This window comes from Citrobacter sp. Cpo090, assembly GCF_030332665.1.
Classification (GTDB): Bacteria; Pseudomonadota; Gammaproteobacteria; order Enterobacterales; family Enterobacteriaceae; genus Citrobacter; species Citrobacter portucalensis.
The window spans coordinates 148,949-171,625 of sequence record NZ_JAOWHK010000036.1; the positions used below are offsets into that span (position 1 = coordinate 148,949).

General features: G+C 51.4%; 14 protein-coding genes. 7 read left to right on the forward strand and 7 right to left on the reverse strand.

Annotated features, from left to right (window positions below; translation table 11 throughout):
- The first annotated feature begins 13 nt into the window (after positions 1-13).
- The 4 genes from OGY83_RS20760 to OGY83_RS20775 all read left to right on the forward strand — a co-directional run bounded on the left by OGY83_RS20760 (position 14) and on the right by OGY83_RS20775 (position 2,617).
- A complete protein-coding gene (locus OGY83_RS20760; RefSeq protein WP_079938727.1) occupies positions 14-640 on the forward strand; it encodes a DMSO/selenate family reductase complex B subunit in 627 nt (208 codons plus the stop codon).
- Positions 633-1,406, forward strand: a complete 774-nt coding sequence (locus OGY83_RS20765; RefSeq protein WP_191214011.1) for a dimethyl sulfoxide reductase anchor subunit family protein — start codon at positions 633-635, stop codon at positions 1,404-1,406. The genes OGY83_RS20760 and OGY83_RS20765 overlap by 8 nt, the downstream gene beginning before the upstream one ends.
- A gap of 84 nt (positions 1,407-1,490) precedes the next feature.
- Positions 1,491-2,087, forward strand: a complete 597-nt coding sequence (locus OGY83_RS20770) for a molecular chaperone TorD family protein (protein ID WP_286636815.1) — start codon at positions 1,491-1,493, stop codon at positions 2,085-2,087.
- Between the two features lie 29 nt (positions 2,088-2,116).
- Positions 2,117-2,617, forward strand: a complete 501-nt coding sequence (locus OGY83_RS20775) for a 4Fe-4S binding protein (RefSeq protein ID WP_286636816.1) — start codon at positions 2,117-2,119, stop codon at positions 2,615-2,617.
- 152 nt (positions 2,618-2,769) lie between these two features.
- Here OGY83_RS20775 and OGY83_RS20780 read toward each other — a convergent pair whose 3' ends face one another.
- Both OGY83_RS20780 and OGY83_RS20785 read right to left on the reverse strand, forming a co-directional pair.
- Positions 2,770-3,282, reverse strand: coding sequence for a YqeJ family protein (locus OGY83_RS20780; protein WP_286636817.1), 513 nt, complete (start codon positions 3,280-3,282; stop codon positions 2,770-2,772).
- A complete protein-coding gene (locus OGY83_RS20785; RefSeq protein WP_286636818.1) occupies positions 3,282-4,067 on the reverse strand; it encodes a winged helix-turn-helix domain-containing protein in 786 nt (261 codons plus the stop codon). Before OGY83_RS20785 ends, OGY83_RS20780 begins: the two co-directional genes overlap by 1 nt.
- A gap of 455 nt (positions 4,068-4,522) precedes the next feature.
- Here OGY83_RS20785 and OGY83_RS20790 point away from each other — a divergent pair, with 455 nt between their 5' ends.
- The gene (locus OGY83_RS20790) at positions 4,523-5,128 is read left to right on the forward strand and encodes a helix-turn-helix domain-containing protein (protein WP_071687043.1); all 606 of its coding nucleotides are present in this window, start codon (positions 4,523-4,525) and stop codon (positions 5,126-5,128) included.
- Positions 5,129-5,170: 42 nt separating this feature from the next.
- Here the strand turns inward: OGY83_RS20790 and OGY83_RS20795 are convergent, their stop codons facing one another.
- The 3 genes from OGY83_RS20795 to OGY83_RS20805 all read right to left on the reverse strand — a co-directional run bounded on the left by OGY83_RS20795 (position 5,171) and on the right by OGY83_RS20805 (position 10,157).
- Positions 5,171-6,544, reverse strand: coding sequence for an HlyD family type I secretion periplasmic adaptor subunit (locus tag OGY83_RS20795; RefSeq protein WP_123268055.1), 1,374 nt, complete (start codon positions 6,542-6,544; stop codon positions 5,171-5,173).
- Positions 6,531-8,723, reverse strand: a complete 2,193-nt coding sequence (locus tag OGY83_RS20800) for a type I secretion system permease/ATPase (protein WP_249419038.1) — start codon at positions 8,721-8,723, stop codon at positions 6,531-6,533. The genes OGY83_RS20795 and OGY83_RS20800 overlap by 14 nt, the downstream gene beginning before the upstream one ends.
- 90 nt (positions 8,724-8,813) lie before the next feature.
- Positions 8,814-10,157, reverse strand: a complete 1,344-nt coding sequence (locus OGY83_RS20805; protein ID WP_079938735.1) for a TolC family outer membrane protein — start codon at positions 10,155-10,157, stop codon at positions 8,814-8,816.
- Between the two features lie 332 nt (positions 10,158-10,489).
- On the opposite strand from OGY83_RS20805, the gene OGY83_RS20810 reads away from it, so the two are divergent.
- Both OGY83_RS20810 and OGY83_RS20815 read left to right on the forward strand, forming a co-directional pair.
- Positions 10,490-19,624, forward strand: coding sequence for a retention module-containing protein (locus OGY83_RS20810; protein WP_286636819.1), 9,135 nt, complete (start codon positions 10,490-10,492; stop codon positions 19,622-19,624).
- Between the two features lie 62 nt (positions 19,625-19,686).
- Positions 19,687-19,962 carry a hypothetical protein gene (locus OGY83_RS20815; RefSeq protein ID WP_286636820.1) on the forward strand — a complete coding sequence of 92 codons (276 nt, stop codon included), beginning with the start codon at positions 19,687-19,689 and terminating at the stop codon, positions 19,960-19,962.
- Between the two features lie 74 nt (positions 19,963-20,036).
- Here OGY83_RS20815 and lapD read toward each other — a convergent pair whose 3' ends face one another.
- Both lapD and lapG read right to left on the reverse strand, forming a co-directional pair.
- Positions 20,037-21,974, reverse strand: a complete 1,938-nt coding sequence (gene lapD / locus OGY83_RS20820) for a cyclic di-GMP receptor LapD (RefSeq protein ID WP_286636821.1) — start codon at positions 21,972-21,974, stop codon at positions 20,037-20,039.
- 9 nt (positions 21,975-21,983) lie between these two features.
- On the reverse strand, positions 21,984-22,676 hold the full coding sequence (gene lapG, locus OGY83_RS20825; RefSeq protein ID WP_416091132.1) for a cysteine protease LapG: 693 nt from the start codon (positions 22,674-22,676) through the stop codon (positions 21,984-21,986).
- Between the last annotated feature and the right edge of the window lies 1 nt (position 22,677).

Below are 22,677 nucleotides of genomic sequence, written 5' to 3' on the forward strand. Positions count from 1 at the left end.
GGAGTGATCTGCAATGAAACAGTATGGCTTTTATGTTGACTCCTCGCGCTGCTCAGGCTGTAAAACCTGCCAGGTCAGCTGTAAGGATAATAAAGATCTGGACGTCGGTCCGAAATTCCGCCGGGTCTATGAATACGGCGGTGGAAGCTGGGTGAAGGAAGGGGAGAGCTGGCACAACGACACCTTTACCTACTACCTCTCTATCGCTTGTAACCACTGTGATGAGCCGGTCTGTGTATCAGGCTGCCCGACCGGCGCGATGCATAAGCGTGAAGAAGACGGTCTGGTGCTGGTCGATGACAGCGTCTGCGTCGGTTGCCGTTATTGTGAAATGCGCTGCCCGTATGGCGCACCGCAGTTTGATGCTAACGCCAAAGTTATGCGCAAATGTGACGGCTGTCTCGACCGACTGGAGCAAAATTTGCGTCCAATCTGTGTGGATTCTTGTCCGCAGCGAGCACTGGATTTTGGCCCAATCGATGAACTGCGCGCGAAGTACGGCACCGAGAACGAAATTGCACCGCTGCCCGCCGCGTCGTTTACCCATCCTAACCTCATCATTAAGCCACATCCGAAGGCCAGACCTACGGGTGACAAGGAAGGGGCCATTATGAACATGGGAGAGGTGCGCCATGCATGAGTTACCACTGGTCTTTTTTACCGTCTTTACCCAAAGCGCAGTTGGCGCATTTATTCTGTTGCTGATTGGCGGCACTCTGGGGCAAATCGAGGCGCGACGGATGGCCATCGGCCTGTTCTCCGTCATGTGCCTGTTTGGGGTTGGGGTACTGCTGGGGATTATCCACGTTGGGCAACCGCTGCGAGCGCTGAATATGCTGCTGCGTGTGGGTCATTCGCCGATGAGTAACGAAATTGTGCTGTCGGCAGTGTTTGCTACGCTCGGTGGGCTGGGCTCTCTCGGTCTGCTGCTTAACCGTGGCGCAACCGCGCTGTGTAAAGTGCTGGTCTGGCTGGCAGCGGCGGTGGGCGTGGCCTTTATTCTGGCGATCCCGCAAATCTACCAGTTGCCGACGGTGGTCACCTGGCGTACCTCTTATACAACGGTGATGATGGTACTCACGCCGCTGATTGGCGGTGGCATTTTGGCCGGGCTGTTCGGGCTGCGTCTGGGCCTGCTGGTCAGCGTGCTGGCGATCCTCGCCAGCTTCTGCTTGCGTCCGGGGTATATGTCGACGCTGATGAGTGCGGACGGTGCGTTAACGGCGGCGCAAACCAGTTGGTTTACCGCGCAGGCTGCGCTGCTGGCTGTGGGCATTGTTGGGGTGGTGGCCTGGTCGCGACGGAAGTCCAGCGTCACCGTTCTGGCAATGACCGCCGTGGTTGTCATCGTGGCTGAGCTGGTGGGCAGGATTGCGTTCTACAATCTGTGGACGTTACCGATGTAATCCTCATGGGCTGGACCGCGTGTCCGGCCCTGAAGTCTGGGCGAATACTTACCGCCTTCAGGCACTTTTTCAGGAGTTTCCATTATGCCAACCAGTGCCGTATTACCGAGGATCCTTGGTGCATTATTTTACTACTCACCCGGACGCCCGGAGGTGAAAGCGCTGTTCGACAGCCTACCCACGCTGCCTGAACTGTACCCGTGGCGCGATCCGGCGCAGATGGTCAGGCTGTGTGCTGACTGGCCCTTACCAGATGCAGATGACCTGGCGTGGCAGTTTTCCGTGCTATTTGAAGGGCAGGGGGAAATGCCCGCACCGCCGTGGGGTTCCGTCTGGCTGGAACGCGATAATTTGCTGATGGGGGATACCACCTCGGAATACCGCGCGTTTTTACAGTCGCAGGGAATGGCGTTTGACTCGCACCAGAGCGAACCCGAAGACCAGTTTGGCCTGATGCTGTTAGCCAGTAGCGCGTTGCTGGAGGCAGGTAAAGACGCGGCGGTGAATCAGTTATTCGAGGCGCATCTGCTACCGTGGGGATATCGCTACCTGGAACGAGTGCAGGACAGCGCAGTGAGCCCGTTCTATACGCGTCTTGCCGCTGTAACCGCGTTTTATCTGCAGGATATGGAGCAGCAGCGTGCATTGCAACCTGCGGTGAAACGGCTGTACTTCGGATGAACAAGTCAGAGAAATATTATCAGGCGCTGATGACGCATCGACATGTTAGTCGACGCGGGCTATTTCGTGCGTTTGTCAGTGCGGCAAAACACACTACACCGACGTTGCCGGTATCTCAATTGGCACACCCGCTTCCGCCGGGTGCTGTGCCTGTCGCACAGTTCATCGCACAATGTACTCGCTGTAACCAGTGTATTGATGCCTGCCAAATGGGGATTCTGATCCATCATGAAGACGGTTATCCGCAACTGGCTATTGAGTATGCCAGTTGCGATGGCTGTGGCTTGTGCATCACCGCATGCCAGAGCGATGCGCTGCGTATACAGACGCGTTTTAATACCGGATTGCGCCCGACGTTCAGCACTGCCTGCATTAATCCATTACGTCCGTGCAACCAGTGTATCGGGGCATGTCCCGAACAGGCCTGTACCATCGGCGCGGCGGGGATCCCTGTGCTGGACAGCGATCGCTGCACTGGCTGTGGTGAATGCCGGGTGCAGTGTAACGCTGATGCCATCAGACTGAGATAACCCTCCAGCCTGGAATTGCGTGGTGCCTTCCCGTGTACTGAATTGCCGCAGGTTTAACTGATATTTATAGGGCAGATTTGCCTTCAGGCTTGGAGATATTCCATCAACGGCTGAGATTCATCCGTAGGTTTTGCCGCCAGAACGCTTATTGATTATTCATTTTCCGGCAAAGCATAATTCTGGCAGTACAGATAGGGGATCCCCTCTTTGGTAATCAGGTATGTCGCGCTGTTCAGCGCAAAAAAATCGACGTTGGATACGCTGGTGTTGGTCAGGAAAAAGTCGGGGAGGAGTTCCTGAATAAGGCTGGCGGGAGCCGTTTCGCGATTGGAAATTTGGATTTTCTGTGAAATCCAAACCGGGCTTGAGCCGTAGCTGGATTGTGTAAAAAGTACCATGCGTTGCACGGTCTGCTCATTATTTTCAGCATCTTTGATAATGCCATCAATATTCACAATACCTTTACTGCCCCCGGTTTTGATATCAATAATCCCTCGGAACGAGCTTGTATTGCGTACAATTTCGATGGCTGAGCGGCAGGTAAGATCTTGTAATCCGCCATTGTTCTTACTGTACCGATAGACGAAAGTAAGAATTAGCGCAGCAAAACAAAACAGCAGGATAATACCTGTCTGGATGCGGGAAGTTCGGGGATATAAATTCATTAGCTATCATACCGTGGGTAATATACCGGCTGACAGGCGTTTCCCTGTCTGGCTTTTATCGGTGAGCGACACACCAGCGCGGACAGTTTCTTAGACTCAGGATAAGTTGTGATATAAATAAATTTATGGCTCTGACACAATCCTGGGTTTTTGTCGATAAACGCGGTATGCCGGGAGAAGTTACTGGCATCGTTATTGAAATAATACTGACAGTCTGTTGGTGTTTTGGTCGCGGCGATATAGCCGGAGAAATAATCATCGCTGGCTTGCCACGGATATAATATAAGCACACAAATTATCAGGGTAAGTGCCAACATTATCGTTTCTGCTGTCGTTATCAAAGGTTGACGCGGTCTGTCAGCCAAAAATTCCTCAATAGTGGCATCTGATGCTAAGGATTCTTCAGCAGAAGCAGCGTTCTCCTCCGGTGTTTCAATGACCTGAATATCAAACTCTTCCTGAATGATCAGCCCTTTGCGGGGGATCGTTGTAATCAGCGGTTGTTCAAGCTCCAGTTGCAGCAAGCTTTTACGCAACGAGAGAATGCTTTGATAAAAGGCGTTGAAACTCACCTGGCGGTGATTTTTACCCCAACCGAATTCCAGCAATTCGTTTTGCGAAACCACTTGCCCGCGATGTTGAATAAGTAATAAAAGACATAACGACGCTGAGTGTTTGAGTTTTATCCGCTGATTGGGGTGATCTACCCGTGCCAGACATTGTGTGGCTGGCGTAAATATTATTCTATTTTCAATCAGATAACTGACATTGCCAGTCTCAGACATATTGTCTCTACTCTTGATGATGCGTCTGGTGGTTGGTTAGTCATGATACCACTGAGCCTATAAAGACCACCAGCATGGACCTGATCCCACAGCGAGAACCGCGAAGTGTTGCAATTTAGTATCATGATATAACAAGAATGATAACTTTTTAATGAAAATAAAACTCATTGAAATCAATTGATTGTATCTTTTTGGCTACTCTGCAAAGAACAGAAAGATGAAAAAATGTCGACAAAGATGATTGCCATTAATTCTTTATGGACAGCGCCATATACTGCCTGGCACCACCACGCGAAAACAGAATGAACCTTAACGCGTCAATGGCACCAGGGAATGCCGGTGGTAGATGTAGATGGGAATAAATGTCAGCTTGTTTGCGAGCTGACATTTATTTTTAGTGCTGAGTAAATTTAACCATCTTTTTGACTAAGCCATAATTTGCGGTAGAGAGTCCCATGTTCCAGAAAGAAATTGAAAATGCTGTAGTGCTCGTTGGCGATGAAATGAAGAAGTCGGATAATGCCTGGCTGTCGTTACGTAAAAAACGTCAGCGTATTGATTTGAAGACCGATGGACATATCTTATTTCTGGAGAAAGGGACTGTCTCTGTTTATCGTGTGGAAAATGATTTAGTCACGGTGAGTATTTCTGCACCTGCTATTCTCGGCCTGCCACAAATGCGTACGGAAGTGGCTGGCCACTATTTACGTTGTGATACCGATTGTGAAATGTGGGCGATGAGCGTACAAAATGCCGATCTCCTGTTTACCGCTAAAAACTTATGGAAGCAGGCGTTTGATATCTTAACGCATCATCTTCAACGTTATTTCCAGCGCGAGGCGTTGCAGTCGCACCGCACTATTCGTGAGCAGATTATTGAACACGTGAAATATATCTGGGCGATGGAGCCTGGGGTACGTGAGAAAACGTCCGTGTATACTTTTATTTTGACCCGTAACCATATCTCACGTAGCGCCATCCATAAGGTGTTACAGGAGCTGGTTAATGACGGGAAAATCATCCTGAATCGTGGAAAGCTCTCTTTTTGCACGCCGTTATAAACACATGCGCTCCCCGGCAAAAATGTAAGGGAGCGCAACCGATCAACGTTCTCTGAGTGCTTCCGCGCGTGCGCGAATAATCGGTTTTAACAGGTAGCTCAGAATCGTTTTCTTACCGGTGAGAATATCGACGCTCGCCACCATGCCGGGAATGATCAGCATCGGATGCTCTTTTGTTCCCAGGTAATTTTTATCCGTCTGCAAACGCACAATATAAAAGCTGCGGCCCTGCTTATCGGTAACGGTGTCCGGGCTTATCTGCACTACTTCGCCTTGCAGACCGCCATAGATGGTGTAATCGTAAGCGGTAAATTTCACCATCGCATGTTGACCCGGATGGAGGAAGGCGATATCGCGCGGCTGTATTTTGGCTTCGATTAACAGTTTGTCATCCAGCGGCACTATTTCCACCAGATCGCTGCCCGGTTGAATGACGCCGCCGATAGTATTCACCATTACCTGTTGGACGATACCCCGCACCGGTGAGGTGACCATGGTACGATTCACCCGATCCTCCAGTGCTTTAACGCTGGCCTGCGTCTTGCTCAGATTCGTACGCGCCTCATTGAGTTGGGCCAGTGCATCGCTCTGGAAACGGCCACGGCTTTCACCGATTTTATTCTCAATCTCTTTAATCTCTGACGTGGCCTTGGGCAGCGACAAACTAATAGAATTGAGCTGCCCGGCGGTTTCCACTTCGGTACGACGCAGGCGCAGCAGCTCGACTTTTGAAATGGCGCCTGAAGCGAGCAGCGGCTCGGACATTTTGATTTCCTGGCGGATTAACCCGAGGCTGTGCTTAAACTGATCTTCCTTTGACTCAAAGTCACGCAGCTCCTGTTTTTTCTGCACCAGCTGTTCTTCGAGCCCGGAAATTTCGTTGTGAAATTGTTCCCGACGGCTGTTATACAGATCGGTTTCTCCTCGGGCGACATCCGGTGCCTGGCTGGCTATCTCGGGTGAAATCACAAAGTCCCGGTTTTCAACTTCAGCCGTCAGGCGTTCTACTTTGGCGCGCAGACCGAGCTTGTCGGCTTCAGTTTCGCCAACGTTGGAGGCGAAACGCGTGTCATCGAGGTGCAGTAGCGGGGCCCCGGCGTTAACGATTTGCCCTTCGTGCACATACAGCTCGGTGACAATTCCCCCTTCCAGGTTCTGGATCTTTTGCAGTTTTGATGAAGGGATCGCTTTGCCTTCACCGCGTGTCACTTCATCTATTTTTGCAAAGCCAGCCCAGATGAAGGACAGCACTACCAGCGCGAGGATCACCCACAGCGTCAGTCGTATCACTCTTGGGGCGTCATCAATTATGGCCTGGCTAACCTCATTAATACTGTCGGTTTGATTTTCATCACGACCGCGAAAATAGTGCTGCATATAGCTGCGGGCACGAGTCAGGAGATCAGCGAGACGCATTAATTTGCCCCTTTTTCAACGCATCCATCACTACCCCTTTCGGACCGTCTGCGATGATGCGACCTTTATCAACAATAATCAGACGGTCAACCAGCGACAGCATGGAAGCGCGGTGTGTGACCAGTAATAACGTTTTTCCCGCTATACAGGGGGCCAGCGCGTGTTTGATCTTCTCTTCGCTGGTGTTGTCCATCGAACTGGTGGGTTCGTCCAGTAGCAGGAGTGGAGGATCAAGCAACAGCGCGCGTGCAAGGGCCACCGCCTGCCGTTGCCCGCCGGAAAGCTGGGAGCCGCGTTCGCCGACCTGCAGGTTATAGCCGTCGGGATGCAGGCGCGCGAATTCGTTGACGCCCGCCAGCTCTGCCGCTCGCAGCATAGTTTCGTCATCGACATAGCGCGCTCCGCACAGCAGGTTATCGCGCAGCGTGCCATTGAAAAGCTGGATATCCTGCGGCACGTAGCCGATGCTGTGGCGCAGATCGTTCACATCCAGCTGACGAGAGTCGATACCGTCAATCAGCAGGTTCCCGGCGCTCGGCTGGTATAAATTGACGATAAGTTTACTCAGTGAACTTTTACCGGAACCGCTGCGCCCGATAATGCCGATGCGTTCACCGGGCTGAATGGTCAGGTTAATTTTGTGCAGCGACAGGTTTTGTTGCTCCGGATAGCTGAAATCCACATCGCGAAATTCAATGCTGCCCTGTAACTGTTCACGCTTGAGCGGGTTTTCATCCGCACGGCGCTCCTGCGTCAGCGACATCATTTTCTCAGTATTTTTGATGGTCAGCTTCGCCTGCTGATAGCGGGCGATAAGGCCGGTGAGTTGGCCCAGCGGCATCAAGGCGCGACCGTTAAGCATGTAGCAGGCGATCAAACCACCCATACTCAGTTTGCCGTCGATAATCATGTACACCCCGACGATGATCATCACCACACCTGAAATTTGCTGGAACCAGCCGGTGAGGTTGCTGGCCAGACTGGATAAGGTTTTCACCCGCAGTTCGAGACGGCTCAGGCTACCCAGCGTTTGTTCCCACTGGAACTGGCGTTCGCTCTGGGCATTATTCACTTTGATGGCATCCAGACTGCTCAGGGTTTCAATCAGTAGCGCCTGGCGTTCGCTGGCGAGGCTCATGGTTTTTGCCACAGCAGCGTTGACCGGTTTTTGTAGTGCCCAACTGCACAACAGGGCAATCGGTAATGTCAGTACCGGGATCCATGCCAGCGCGCCGCCGATAATGCCAATAACAACCAGCAGTAACAGGGTGAAGGGCAGATCGATAATCGTCGTCAAAGTAAGGGATGAGAGAAAATCACGCAGTGACTGAAACTCGTGAATGTTTTGTGCAAAGCTGCCCACGCGCGCCGGGCGCTCTTTCATCTCCATACCGATAATGCGCTCAAACAGGGTCGAAGAGATGATGAGATCGCTTTTCTTACCTGCAATATCAAGGCAGATACCGCGCAGCATTTTTAAAATCAGATCAAAGACAAAAGCCAGGCAGATACCGACTGCCAAGACCCATAGCGTGACAGTTGCCTGGTTCGGCACGACGCGGTCATAGACGTTCATGGTAAAGAGCGGTGTGCCGAGCGCAATCAGGTTGATCAGCAGGCTGGCCAACACAGCATCCATATACAGAAAACGCGACAGCTTCAGCGTGTCTTTAAACCAGGATTTGGTACGTGGCAGAAAGGCTTCTGCCTGCAAATCGAATTCGTGGCGCGGATGCGCAAAAATGACTTTGCCCGCATAGTTTTGCTCAAGCGTGGCGGCATCAACGCAAATTTCTCCACCTTCGCTTTCGCTGGGCATAAAGCGGGCGCTGCCGTCATCGTTCCAGGCCAGCAACACCCCGGTTCCCCCAGAGTTCAATAACAAGACCGCTGGCAGAGACATCGCTGGAATTTTATCGAGCGTGCGCGTGACGACTCGCGCCTTTAAACCGGCCCTTGCCGCCGCGCGTGGAAATATATTCAGCGTGAGCCGATCGTTTTCTAATGGCAGGCCACTGCTTAGTGTTGAACGACTCGCCGGTTTTCCGTGCAGAGAACACAGAATCAGTAAGCTATCTAATAACGGGTCGTCATTATGGCTACGTGGGTCGTGATGTTGAGAATTAGGGCTAGTGTAATTCTCAGGGACGTCATTTAATAATTCGGCTTGTGCACTCATTTTCGCAACCATTCTGACCGTGCACTATTAAATAATAGCAAGCTAATAATAAGCGTGCAGGTCAGAGATTTATTGGGGGATTAATAATTATTAATGAAGTTCCGGTAAGTTATTTTCTTCTGCTGAATCTACCGGTTGCCCCGAAGGCGGCGGGGTGATTTTTAGAATGTTCATTAATTCCCCGGTGCGTTCGCTAATACGGTAGCCACTGGTCATGGCCAGATAACGTAATTCAACAAGACGGCGTTTAGAGGAGAACACTTCATTTTCACTATCGAGTAAATCCAGCAGCGTACGCTCGCCAAGACTAAATTGATCCTGATAAGCCGTGCGCACTTTGACGCTGCGGTCGGCGTATTCTTCTGCCGAAGGAAGCTGAGCGCGTGCGTTTTGTAGTGCGGTCCAGGCCAGGCGCAGCTCCTGATTCAGCTGGCGCAGCGTGTTATTACGTACATCCTGAGCCTGCTTGTGCAGATAAGCACGGGAGTTCATGTTGGCTTTGTCGCTGCCACCCTGGTACAGGTTGTAATGCAGTTTGACCATCGCTTCCCACTCTTCGGTGTGTGCGCGGGTGGTATCGGTGTTGTTGCTAATCCCACGGGAAAGCTCAACGTCCACACGTGGATAGAAGGTTGATTTCGACGCTTCGTACTGCTGGTGCGCAGCTTCGATATCCGCATTGGCAGATTTCAGTAATGGATTATTTTTTTCCATCCGACTTTTGGCATCTTCCAGCGAGGTTGGCAGCTGAGAGTCAATGCTCTCTGGCTGGCTTAAGCCCTGCGGGTCCATGCCCGTCACGCTGACAAAGGTGGTTTTCGCGTCTTCAAGGTTAGTCTGCTCGGTCAGCAGGTTGTTACGCGCTTGTGCCAGACGCGCTTCGGCCTGCATAAAATCCCCGGATCGCCCAACGCCCTGATCGGTACGTAGTTTTATCTGGTCGTAAATGCGCTCGTGGTTCGCCAGATCGTCTTCGGCAAGGCGAACAAACTCTTCGCGTTGTAGCACGTCGAAATAGGCCTGAATCACCGCATAAGCGGTGCTTTCGCTGGTGTTCATCACACCGTAGGCGCGTGAGTCAACGGTCGCTTTTTGCCGCGCCACTTCGCTGTTGGTGGCAAAGCCGTTAAACACATTTTGCTCGAGGCTGATAGTCGCCTCGTTAGGTGACTGAGTCAGACCGTTATTGCGGCCTGCCGCGCGGGTAGTTGCATCATCAACATTTTTGCGTCCGGCCTCGGCATTTAAATTCAGGGATGGCAAATAACCACCTTGAGCCGCCCGCAGTTCTTGCTCCGAGGAATAACGGCTATTTATTGCAGCATTAACTTCAGGATGATTCGCTAATGCATCTTTAACGGTATTTTGTAAGTCTTCTGCGTTAACTGCATTTATTGAAAAAAATGAAAGCAGAAAAACTAAAAACTTCTTCATGACATGAATGCCTTATATCTCACGGTTATGACATCCAGTTGTCGTCGCTATCATCCATTTTTACAAACACGTTATATTAATTAACAAATGTGAATTATCTTAATTGATGGCTGTAATCAGCTATTCAGCGACATGTTTTGTCACATCGTGTTTTATTTTTGGTTATTTTTTATTATATTCATTTGCCAGTCAAGTCTCATGTAATTGCATTCTATAAAATGTGTTTTTTTCTACATTGAGATATTAATGTTTACATTAATTGAATGTGATATTTGTTCGTTAATATATTAACGAGTTTATAAAAATAATGATGGTAATTAAGTGAGGTTACGGTGAGCAAATTACTCGGTGTGATCAAAGCAATCATTGGACAGGTTTACGTTGTTGATGCCAATGGCGTGCAACGACAGGTTCATGAAGGCGACAGGGTATATAACGGTGAGGAAATTGTAACCGGAGCCAGCGGCGCGGTAAGTATCTCTTTACCAGACGGAAAAACGCTTGATATAGGCCGTAATAGCCATTGGGGTGAGCACGGGCTACAGGCCAGCCATAATCCGGACAGTAGCGCTCAGGATATTGCCTCCGCGCAAAAGGCCATTGCCGATGGCGCTGACCCGACGCAGGTGCTGGAAGCCACCGCGGCGGGTAATGAAGCGCCAGTAACCCTGGAAGGTGGCGGCGGCGGTCATACACTGGTTCAGCTTGAATTGACCGGACAGGTGGTTGATCCGACAGCAGGTTTTAACACCAAAGGTCTGGGAAGCCCGAACTGGGATATCAACTTGCCAGTTGGGGGGATTGATGCCGGTTCAGCGAGTGTTTTCCCGCCTGAGGTGCAAATTACCGAGTTTGCCGGCAACGACGGTTTCATTAACAAAAATGAATTTCACCAGACCCATTTAAGCGGCACCAGTAATCAAAATCACATCATACTCACCTTCACCGATAGCCAAAAAAACACATTTACCGTTACTGTTCCGGTGAGCAACGGGCACTGGAATATTGATACCGATCTGGGGGGACTGGTTCCGGGAAATGTAACAGTGGTGGCAATTGCGACCGATGTGACGGGACGAACGGCTGAAAGTTTTGACCATGCGCTGATTGATATTACCGGACCAAACATCGACATTACCGTTGATAACGTCACGCCGGATAACCTCATTAACTACGAAGAGTCACGTCAACCGCAAACCCTGATCCACGGGGCGGTTGGCGGCGATGCTAAACCAGGCGATGTCGTCACTTTATTGGTTGATGGTAACGAATATACCGGCGTTGTTACCGACCCGGGTAATGGGACTCTGACTTATACCATCCCGGTACAGACTCAGGGGCTACTGAATGACCCGAACATTCACGCCACATTAACTTCTACTGACGATGCAGGAAACACCACCATTGTTTCCACGGATCATCATGTCGATAACGACCTGTATGCGCAAAATGCCGTGACCATTGAAACGGTGGCGAATGATGATGTCGTCAACGCTAATGAGTCTCGTATGCCGACCATTATTTCTGGCATTGCCAGCGGTGATGCGAAAGCGGGTGATCCGGTTACGTTGACCATTCAGGGCAAAGCGTTTCACGGCACGGTTTTCGACGATCATGGTCAGCTCCGCTATGAAATCGTTGTGCCTACCGCAACCCTCAAAGAGGGGGCTAACGATGTGCAGGTGACGCTGGTCAGCCATGACGCGCCAGGCAATGAAGCTACTGCAATTATGCACCGCACCGTGGTACTGGATACCCAGGCGCATAACGTGCTGACTATCGACAATGTGACCGACGATAACACCCTGAACCGTGTAGAGCTTTATATGCGCAATCAGGTGATTTCCGGTACCGTCAGCGGCGAAGACGCTAAAGTAGGTGACCCGCTACTGGTGGAGATTAACGGTCATCAGTACAACGGTCAGGTTATCGATCTCGGCAATAACACGCTGGGCTACCGTATTGCGGTTAACGCTTCCGACTTTGCAAATAACAGCACCCCGGTAGATGGGAATGTGGAAGTGAAGGTCAGCGTCACCTCCCATGATGCAGCGGGTAACCTGGCGATTGCCACTGATACCCACAGTGTACACATTGATAATCTCGCGACTAATCAGGTCAACATTGGCGCGGTAGCAACGGATGATGTGGTCAACGCCATTGAAAACCGTATGACGACGCTAATAAATGGTGTGGCGGGTGGCGATGCTAAACCAGGCGATGCGGTCAGAGTCAGCGTACAGGGGCAGATTTTTACCGGTACGGTGGTCGATGATAACGGCCAGATGCGTTACGAAGTGGCATTACCGACAGGAACTTTGGCGGAAGGCAAAAACGATGTAGTGGTAACGCTGGTCAGCCATGATGCGGCGGGTAACGAAGTGACCGCGCTGGCGCACCGTACCATCACGCTGGACACTCAGGCGCACAACTCTCTGACAATTAATGATGTAGACAGCGATAACACCCTGAATCGTAGTGAGCTGTACACACGTAACCAGGTTATCTCCGGCTCCATTGGCAGCAATGAAGATGCTAAACCCGGCGATCCGGTTCAACTCGAGATTAACGGTCACCAGTACCGCGGGGAGATTATCGATTTAGGCAACAATGCGCTGGGCTACCGCATCACGGTAGATACTTCTGACTTTGCCAACAACAGCGTACCGATTGACGGTAATGTGGAAGTGAAGGTCACTGTCACCTCTCACGATGCGGCGGGTAACCTGGCGATCGCCACCGGCACTCACAGCGTGCACATTGATAACTTCGCTATCAACCAGGTCAGCATTGATGCGGTAGCGACGGATGATGTAGTCAACGCCATTGAAAACCGTATGGTAACGCTGATTAGCGGTGCAGCTGGCGGTGATGCCAGAGCCGGCGATGTGGTCACTGTTAGCATGCATGGGCAAAACTATACCGGAACGGTCGTTAATGATAACGGCCAGTTGCGCTATGAAGTGGCGCTGCCGAAAACGGCCTTGTTGGAAGGCAAAAATGAGGTGGTGGTCTCGCTGGTCAGCCACGATGTGGCGGGCAACGAAGTGACCGCGCTCGCACACCGTACCGTGGTGCTGGACACCAAAGCGCATAACACCGTCAATATTCATGATGTCACCGCCGATAACACCCTGAACTTTACTGAGCTGTCGGCGGCTAAACAGACGATTACCGGTTTCGTTGGCGGTGAGGATGCAAAGGTAAACGATCCGGTCTTACTGGAGATAAATGGCCATCAGTACAGCGGTAAGGTGATTGATTTTGGCCGCGGTAAGCTGGGTTATAGCATCGATGTGGATTCTTCTGCATTTGCTGATAACAGCGGTCATGTGCTGACGAATGTGAAAATTACCGCGATGGTCACATCTCATGACGCAGCGGGAAACCTGGCGATCGCGACGGATTCCCATAAAGTCCATATCGATAACTACGCGGAAAACACGCTTAAAATTGACGCAGTGGCCACGGACAATGTGGTCAACGCCATTGAAAATCGGATGCCTACCATAATCAGCATCGTCGCTGGCGGCGATGCCAAAGTGGGTGATGCGGTGAAAATAAGCCTTCATGGGCAAGACTTTAACGGCAAGGTGGTCAACGAAAACGGCCAGCTACGTTATGAAGTGGTTCTGCCGCATGGAACCCTGCATGAAGGTAAGAACGCAGTGGTTGCGACACTGGTCAGCCATGACGCACTGGGCAATGAAGTAACCAGTGAGTCGCACCGTATTGTCACCCTTGATACTCATGCGCATAACACTATCTCGCTGGATAATATCGCTACGGACAATGTCCTCAATTACCAGGAACTGTCCGCGACAACACAGCGTATTACCGGCATTGTCGGTGGGGAAGATGCGAAAGTCGGCGACCCAATACAACTGGTGGTTAATGGTCATCAGTACGATAGCAAGGTCATTGACCTTGGTCACGGGCATCTGGGTTACAGTATTGATGTGGACTCATCGGCCTTTGCAGACAACAGCGCCCATGTGTTGACTGATGTCGACGTGCACGTCACGGTCACCTCTCATGATGCTGCGGGGAACCTCGCCATCGCCACCGATAGCCATAAAGTTCATATCGATAACTTTGCCAAAAACGCGGTGACGACGAATATCGTCGCGTCGGATGATGTGGTGAACGCGATTGAAAACCGCATGCCGACGCTGATTAGCGGTATCGCGAAAGGCCTGGATGCCAAAGCGGGCGATGTGGTTACCGTCCACGTACAGGGGCAAACACAGGACTTTAGCGGCACGGTGGTTAACGATCACGGCGTTCTGCGCTACGAAGTGTTTGTTCCAACAGGTGTGTTGCAGGAAGGCAGCAACGACGTAATGGTTAAGCTGGTCAGCCACGATGATGTGGGCAATCAGGCGGTTGCGGTGGAGCATCGAACCGTTACGCTGGATACGCAGGCGCAAAGTACCGTTACTATTGATAGCGTCACTGATGACGGCAAACTTAACCATCTTGAGCTGGATACGCCGATGCAGCTCATCAGCGGCATGGTGGATGGTGATGCGCAGGTTGGCGATGCGGTGAGCGTTGAAATTAATAAGCAGACGTTTAACGGCAAGGTGATTGATCTTGGCGGCGGTCAATTAGGGTATCAGGTCCCGGTCAACTCAACGGCATTCAGTGATAATAAAGGCAATCAGGATAAAGATGTGACCGTAAGCGTCACGGTTATCTCTCACGATGCGGTGCAAAATGAGGTCATTACTACCGCAACCCGTGTCGTGCATATTGATAACCATGCTGGGGCTGAAATCACCGTTGATACGGTGGCGGGCGATGACAAACTGAATGGCGCAGAAGCCGCGAAACACCTCACTGAGGTGATGGGGACGGTTTCGGGCGATGTGCATGTAGGGACTAAAGTTCAGGTTATTGTCAACGGCCATACTTACGACACAACCGTTCAGCGACTCCCGGAACATAACAATGCGCTGGGATATAAGCTGGACGTTCTGAGCCGCGATCTGGTCAAAGACCCGCATATCGTTGCCCGCGTAGTCGGCGAAGATAGTGTGCATAATTTCCATAAAGCGGAGATAACGCACGACCTGGTGGTTGATTTACATGCCAAAGCCATGCTGACGATCGATCCGGTCACTGGCGATAACATGGTCAACGGCGATGAATCAAAACAGCCATTCACTTATGTAACCGGGAAAGTGGCCGGGGATGTTCATGTAAATGACGTCGTTTATCTCACCGTTAATGGTCACGTCCTGACGGGAAAAGTGCACGATGTGGGGGGCGGAGTTCTCGGCTACAGCATAAAAGTCAGCACCGCAGACCTGATCTCCGATCCGCATTTAACCGCGACGGTGAGCACCACCGATGGCGCGGGCAACCCGGCCACGGCCAATGCAGAAACCACCGTTATTATCGATACCCGTGTGGATGCGCAGATAACCATTGATGCCGTGACGCTGGATAATACGCTGAATCTTGCAGAGCAAATGCATGGCTATACGATAGTGAGCGGTACGGTGAGCGGTGAGGTCCATCCTGGCGATCCGTTTACCATGACCATCAATGGCCATAACTATGCCGGGGTGGTGGAAGATCGTGGCAACCATCAGATGGGTTTCCATCTTCCGGTGTCGACCGCCGATCTGGTTGCCAGCCCGCATATTGAAGTCTCAATGGATGTGACGGATGCGGCGCAGAACCATGCCCATATTGTGGCGCACCATGATGTTAATCTGGACAGTAAAGCTGAGGCCGAAATTACCATTGACCCCGTAACAGGGGATGATGTACTGAACGGCGTTGAACTGGGTAAGTCTTTAACGACCATTAGCGGTACAGTCGGTGGTGACGCGAAAATTAATGATCTGGTGCACCTGAATATCGGTGGCCATATGATTGATGCCACAGTGACGCACCTGCCAAATCTGGGCACACTGGGTTACTCCATTAATGTTGATACTCAGTGGCTGCAAAGCGATCCACATATTACTGCGACTATCACGACTACCGATGCGGCGGGTAATAATGCAACCGCGGATGCGCACAGTGCGGTGGCAATTGACCCGCACGCGGAAGCTATCGTTCATATCGATCCGCTAATCACCAAAGATCATGACTCGGTAATTAACTATTCCGAGGCGCATCATCCACTGACTACCGTCACCGGAAGCGTCGGCGGCGACGTCCGCGTTGGTGATGTTGTGGAACTGACTATCAACCATCAGACCTACTATGCGCCGGTGCATGATGAGTACGGTCGGCTGGTGTTCAGCACCCAGGTCTCAACACTGGATCTGCTGATGTCGCCGAAGATTCATGCGGAAGTCTCAGCGACCGATGCGGCAGGCAACGTCGCGCGTGGTTATGACAGCATGGCGGTGGTGGTTGATACCGTTGCTGACGCAGGGATCACCATTGATACGGCCTCGAATGGTCTGCCGCCGGGTCAGACGGTCGCGAATGATCTGCTTCCTGGCCGCAGACCTGACTTTATCTCTGTATCCGGACATGTTGATCCCGACGCCATTAAGGGAGATACGATAACCATTACGGTCGGTAAAGGAATTGTCTATACCACTCATGTTGTGACCCTGGCGGATGGCACTCTCGGTTATCAGGCCAACATAGGTACAGGTGATCTTGCCGATGATGGCAATATTGTGGTTTCCATCACCACCCATGACAATCATGGTAATACAGCCACGGCGACAGAACATAAATTTATCGATTTGCCTTGGTTACACAATACGCCAGTGATCGGTAATACCCCTTATGGTTTCACTACCCCGCCAGTGGTAACACCTCCTTCAACGGGTACAGGAACAGCACAACCACATCAGCCGAACGTGCACCTTACCGTTGATAAGGTGGCGGGCGATGATGTTCTCAATCATGACGAAGCGCTGAAATCGACAACGCCCATCCGTGGTCTGGTGACTGGCGATGTTCATATTGGTGATGACGTTATTGTTACTATTAACAATGTTTCATACACCGGGCACGTTAAGGCTATCCCGACTATGCCGGGACAGCTGGCATATGAGGTTGATGTCCCGACCACAGCGCTTCAGGCGCATCCGTCGTTTGATGTCTCCGTTACAGTGAAAAACGCAGCGGGGACAGCAACAGACTCAGCGCAGAAAAACATCACCGTAGACACGGAAAATCCGCTGCAGGTCACGATGGATAAGATTGCCGGGGATGATGTGATTAATGGCAAAGAAGCCCAGGCTGGAAAAGTAACCGTTAGTGGTACGGTCAGCGGTGAAGGTATCCATGACGGCAGCGTGGTGAGCCTGCAGGTCAATGGCAATACGCTAACTGCGGTAGTGCATGACGATAGACACGGCCACTGGGCCTGGTCGACGAAGGTCAGTATCAACGATCTGCACAATGATCCACATATTGTCGCGACGGTAACGGCGACGGACGATCATGGAAACCTGGGGAGTGCCTCTGCCAGCAGCCATGTAGTGGTCGATCTGAGTGCCGATGCTGGAGTCACTATCGATAAGATCGCGCAGGACAATGTGCTGAATGCGCAGGAATCGCTGCAACCTAAGATAGCCGTAACGGGTTCAGTATCGGGAGATGTGCACCCGGGTGATAAGGTGACTCTGACGGTTAACGGTAATGAATATGCGGCTACGGTGGACCAGAGCCATCATTACACTGTTGATATCTACACCAAAGACCTGCTGGCGGATCATGCCATTGTGGCGAAAGTGATGGGTTATGACGAGCATAAGAATGTGCAGTCCGCCAGCTTCACGCAGAATTATTCAATTGATACGACGACAACGGGCAGCGTGACCATCAATACCGTTGGTGGTGACGATGTTATCAATGCCGATGAGGTAAAAGCAGGAACCGTTGAGGTCAGCGGTCAGGTCGATGGCGATGTGCATCTCGGTGATAAAGTCGACATTCTCGTCGATGGTGTCACGGTTCATACGCGAGTCATTGAGCTGCCGCATATGAACGGGCAATTGGGTTACAAAGCGATGGTGAGTACGGTCGGGCTGCAGAACGATCCGACTATTCATGTCAGCGTGCATGGGCACGATGCGGCGTTGAATCCAATGCATGCCGTCAACGACAAAACGATCACTATCGACACGCAGGTGGATGCCAGCATCGTGTTGGATAAGGTGTCCATCGATGATGTGCTGAATAATGAGGAAACTCAGCATGCGAAAACCACCATCAGCGGCTATGTGACCGGGGACGTGGATGTTGGCGATCAGGTGACCATCACCGTTAACGGTAAAGACCTGGTTGCTGATGTGAAAAATAGTGGTGGTCAAAAGGTCTTTAGCGTAGACGCCAGTACGACTGACCTGATTCATGATCAAAAGATCCTCGCTCACGTTATCGCCCATGACGATGCCGGTAACCGTGATAAGGTCGATACCGATAAGACTATTACCATCGACAGAACCGCTGCGGGAACGATGGATATTGATAACGTCACCTCGGATAACGTTTTGAATCATCAGGAACTCCAGGCCGCGACGGTGAGGGTCACCGGGCATCTTGGCGGTGATGTTGATGTCTGGGATTCGATCAAATTAAAAATTGGCGGTCAGGATTTTACCGGTTCGGTAGATACGCTGAGCAATGGCGATCGGGTCTGGCACGTTGATGTGGACAGCCATGTCATGGAAGTGAACACCACGTTTTCGGTTGAGGTTAAAGGTCATGATACGCCGGGCAACCCGTATTCAAAGACAACTTCTCACAGCTATTCCGTTGATCAACAGGCAGACGCCACGCTTATCGTCGATAAGGTTACCGGGGACAACCATATTTCACGTGCCGAATCACAGGATGCCGTCACGCATATTACCGGCAGTGTGAGCGGTGATGTGCAGGACGGCGGTCATATTAAAGCGCTGGTAAATGGCCATCAGTACGATGCCATTCTTCATCAGGGTAATAATGGGCTGACCTATGATATTGAGGTTGAGACTTCCGCATTCCGTGCCGGTCATAACCGCGTGAACGTATTGGTCGAGGCGCATGATGACCATGGAAATACCACACCCTACACGCAAACGCTGAACGTGACGATGGACGATCCCGTGCCAGTGAAAGGACATTCGGTGGATAAAGGGAATCATGCTGCGATGCAACATGCGCTGCACAACCTGTTCGATGACAACGCATTATCTCTGTCTTACGCACCAGCAGCGACCGGACACGGCCAGGCGACAGCGGTGCTCAGCGCTGACGATAAAGCGAAGGGCGTACTTGAAAAAGTCGATCTCAGCGATCTGGCGCGTGAACTACATGAAGGTGTGGATATTGCGAAGTACATTCAAACCAGCGGCGATCATCACCTGATCGCCAGTCCGGCGAAGGTGGCGCATGGGATTGATACTGCACTGTCGACTCCGACAAGCAGCGATCTGCATTCTCCGAGCTACTCGTTGGATCACCTGATTGCTAAACCCGATCAAAACCACACTCACTAACGATTGCCTGCTGCCCTGTGTAAACAGGGCAGCAGCATCATGCAAAATGAAAAGGCACTGATATGAATTCTGATTCATCTGCTGCAAACGCGCAGGCAGAAGGCGTGGCAAAAAATCCTGAAAATGACAACCAGCAGGCTTTAGCGATGTTGCAAAAAAGCGACCTGGAGATGGTTCGCGTACTCGACGATTTGATTTACCTGTTGATCCGTAAAGGCGTTATTGCCATTACCGATCTTCCACCGATGGCGCAGGTTAAATTAATGAATCGTGCGAACGCGCGCCAGGAACTTGGCGGGTTAGAACAACTGCTTGGTAACGATGAACGTATATTTTAGCTGATGCAGGCAGTTTGTAGGCCGGATAAGCGCAGCGCCATCCGGCTATACACAGGCGTATCAAGACGCCGGTTTTATCGCAATGGCGCGGGCTCACCTAATAATTGCCCCATTACACCATCAATCCCTAATTCTTGCAGCACCATAAGCTCGCCTTCCGTTTCAACACGTTCGGCAATGAGCGGCAAATCAATACTGCGCGTGGCGTTGGATAACACTTCAATAAATAAACGTTTATCGTTTTCTTCATTAATATTGCGGATATAGCTGCTGTCGATTTTCAGATAAGCAAGTCCCCACTGCGACAGATGACCAATCATATCGAAACGGCTACCGAAGTGTTGCAGACCCAGCGAGCAGCGATGCTGACCGACGGTTTTAACAAATGCCGCCATCTGATGGGGGCCGGGTAACTGATTTTCATCCAGTTCCAGAATCAACTGACTGGCTAATTTCGGTGAATAGCGCAGCGGGGTGAGTAGCTCAGCAGTAGCGGCCGCACTGGTGACAGAACTGCCGGAGATACTCAACGCCAATTTTCCAGGCGCGGTTTTCAACTGGTTCAATGTCAGTTTCAACATGACTTTATCGAGGCGATGACTCCAGCCAAAGCGGTGGATCCAGGGCAGGAACCGTCCCGCGGTAATGGCGTTACCCTGCTCATCAATAATGCGCGACAGCACCTTGTAATGCAGGATTTTGTCCGGCTGGCGGCAATCGACTACCGGCTGATAAACCAGCTGGAACTGCTGTTTATCGAGTGCATGCTCCAGACGCACAAACCACAAATGCTGATCTTCTGTACTCGCAGGGACTTCAGTGGTGGGAACCACCTGATGGTTGGTGTGTGTTTCCGCTTCAACCAGCAGGCGATCGGCCTGGATCAGCAATGATTGGGCATTATCTCCGGCGCTAAACGGCACCATGCTGGTGTAGGCCACGGGCTGTTGGTCTGACATCCCGGTGGCGTAAAAGGCTGTCAGTTTTTGGCACAGCGAATTGCACAAATCCAACATCTCACCATGTGTAACGCCAGGGCAGAGCAGGGCGAACTCACCGCCACGAATGCGGGCAAGCGTGCTGTCGAGAGACGCATATTTTTCTTTATGCGCGTTCAGCAGGTTGGCGATATTGAGCAACAGTTTGTCGGTATGCGGCCCGCCAAAGCGCTGATTCAGACCGCCTAAATCCTGGACGCGGACCAGCATCAGATATCCCGGTGCGGTATCGGCATCGCTTAGCCGCGCCTCAAGCTGCATATCGAAAGCCCGGCGATTGGCAATTCCGGTCTGGCTGTCGAGATAAGCTTCATTGTGCAGGCGTTCGCTGTAGATAGCTTGCTCTTCAAATAACGATTTAAGCTTTGCTGCCATTAAATTCATTGCGCCTACAACGCGGCGTAATTCCGGCGTTTTAGGTAGCTCGTGGAGTGTCAGAAACTCGCGGCGGGTAATAGCTTCTGATTGTTTTGCCATGTAATTGAGCGGGCGCAGCAGTTTGCGCAGCAGCAAACTGCCGGCGATTAAGCAGGCGAGGCTACAGGACAGCATCCACAACAGATTACCTAAGGTATTGTCCCACAGACGCTGCACGGCAAAGATAGGGTCGCTGGTCACTTCCACGCGAGCAGCCTGCTGCCAGCCGCGCATAATCGTTGCTTCACCGGTTTGCGGGGTAACATCCACCAGATCGACGAACCAGGCCGGGACGTTGGGAATTGACGCTGCCGCATTGCGCTCAAGCATTATTTTACCGTTCGCCAGATCGACAATGCGGATTTTTTTGTAGTAACCACTATCGAAAATGGAACTGACCATCAGCTCGATCATTGCCGGGTCGTTGACGTTGGGCGTTAGCGAAACGCCTAGTGCCGTTGCGGCATCCTGGGCATGTGAAAGGAGTTGGTTATTGGACTGATTGCGAGAACTCTCCAGCGTCACAATAAAATTGCCGCTGAACACAATCATCATAAAGAGAGAGATTGCCAGAAGTAACTGTTTAAAAAGAGACACGGGCGATTCCTATTTATCCATCGGGAAGCCTTCTTCCCGCATTTTTGTGAAAACTTGCTGCCAGCGAGAAAGCCTCTTGCTGTCCCCAACGCGTTTATTGTTTTGATTGCCGGGGAGCCAAAGGCCGGTGTTGTTAAAGGAGTAGACGGGTAATAAATCCATGCGCTGCGTCGCAGGAGAAATAGTGCTGGTCAGACTGTCGAGTACCAGAGGAATCGCCTCAGGGGTGGCGTACCAGGTCAGCACCATGTGTGCGCGGTTTAAACGCAGGGCTTTAACATAGGTGATGCGAAGTTTGTCTTCGGATACGCCCAACTGGCGGAGGGTGAAATATTTGGCGATCGCGTAGTCTTCACAATCTGCCTCACCCTTGCGCAGCGACTCGATAGGGGTTGCCCAGTAATCGACGTTATGCCAGACATCAATGTCTTCGGTATAGCGGATCTTCTCGTTAAAGAATTGATTTACAGCGCGTAATTGCGTTTTCTCGTCAGCATTACGCAACTGGAGCAGAAGCTGTTGCCAGGCGCGGATCCGTTGCTGCGCTTCTGGTGTAGCCGGGCCATAAAGCGCATCGGACTTTTGTTGAATATTGGCAAAATCCCAGGCCGCGCGCAGCGAATGGACTGACAGCAATAGCAGCAGCGCCCCGGGGATTTTCCACAGGCGCAGCAGGCGATGGCGTAAGCAGCGGCGGATAATG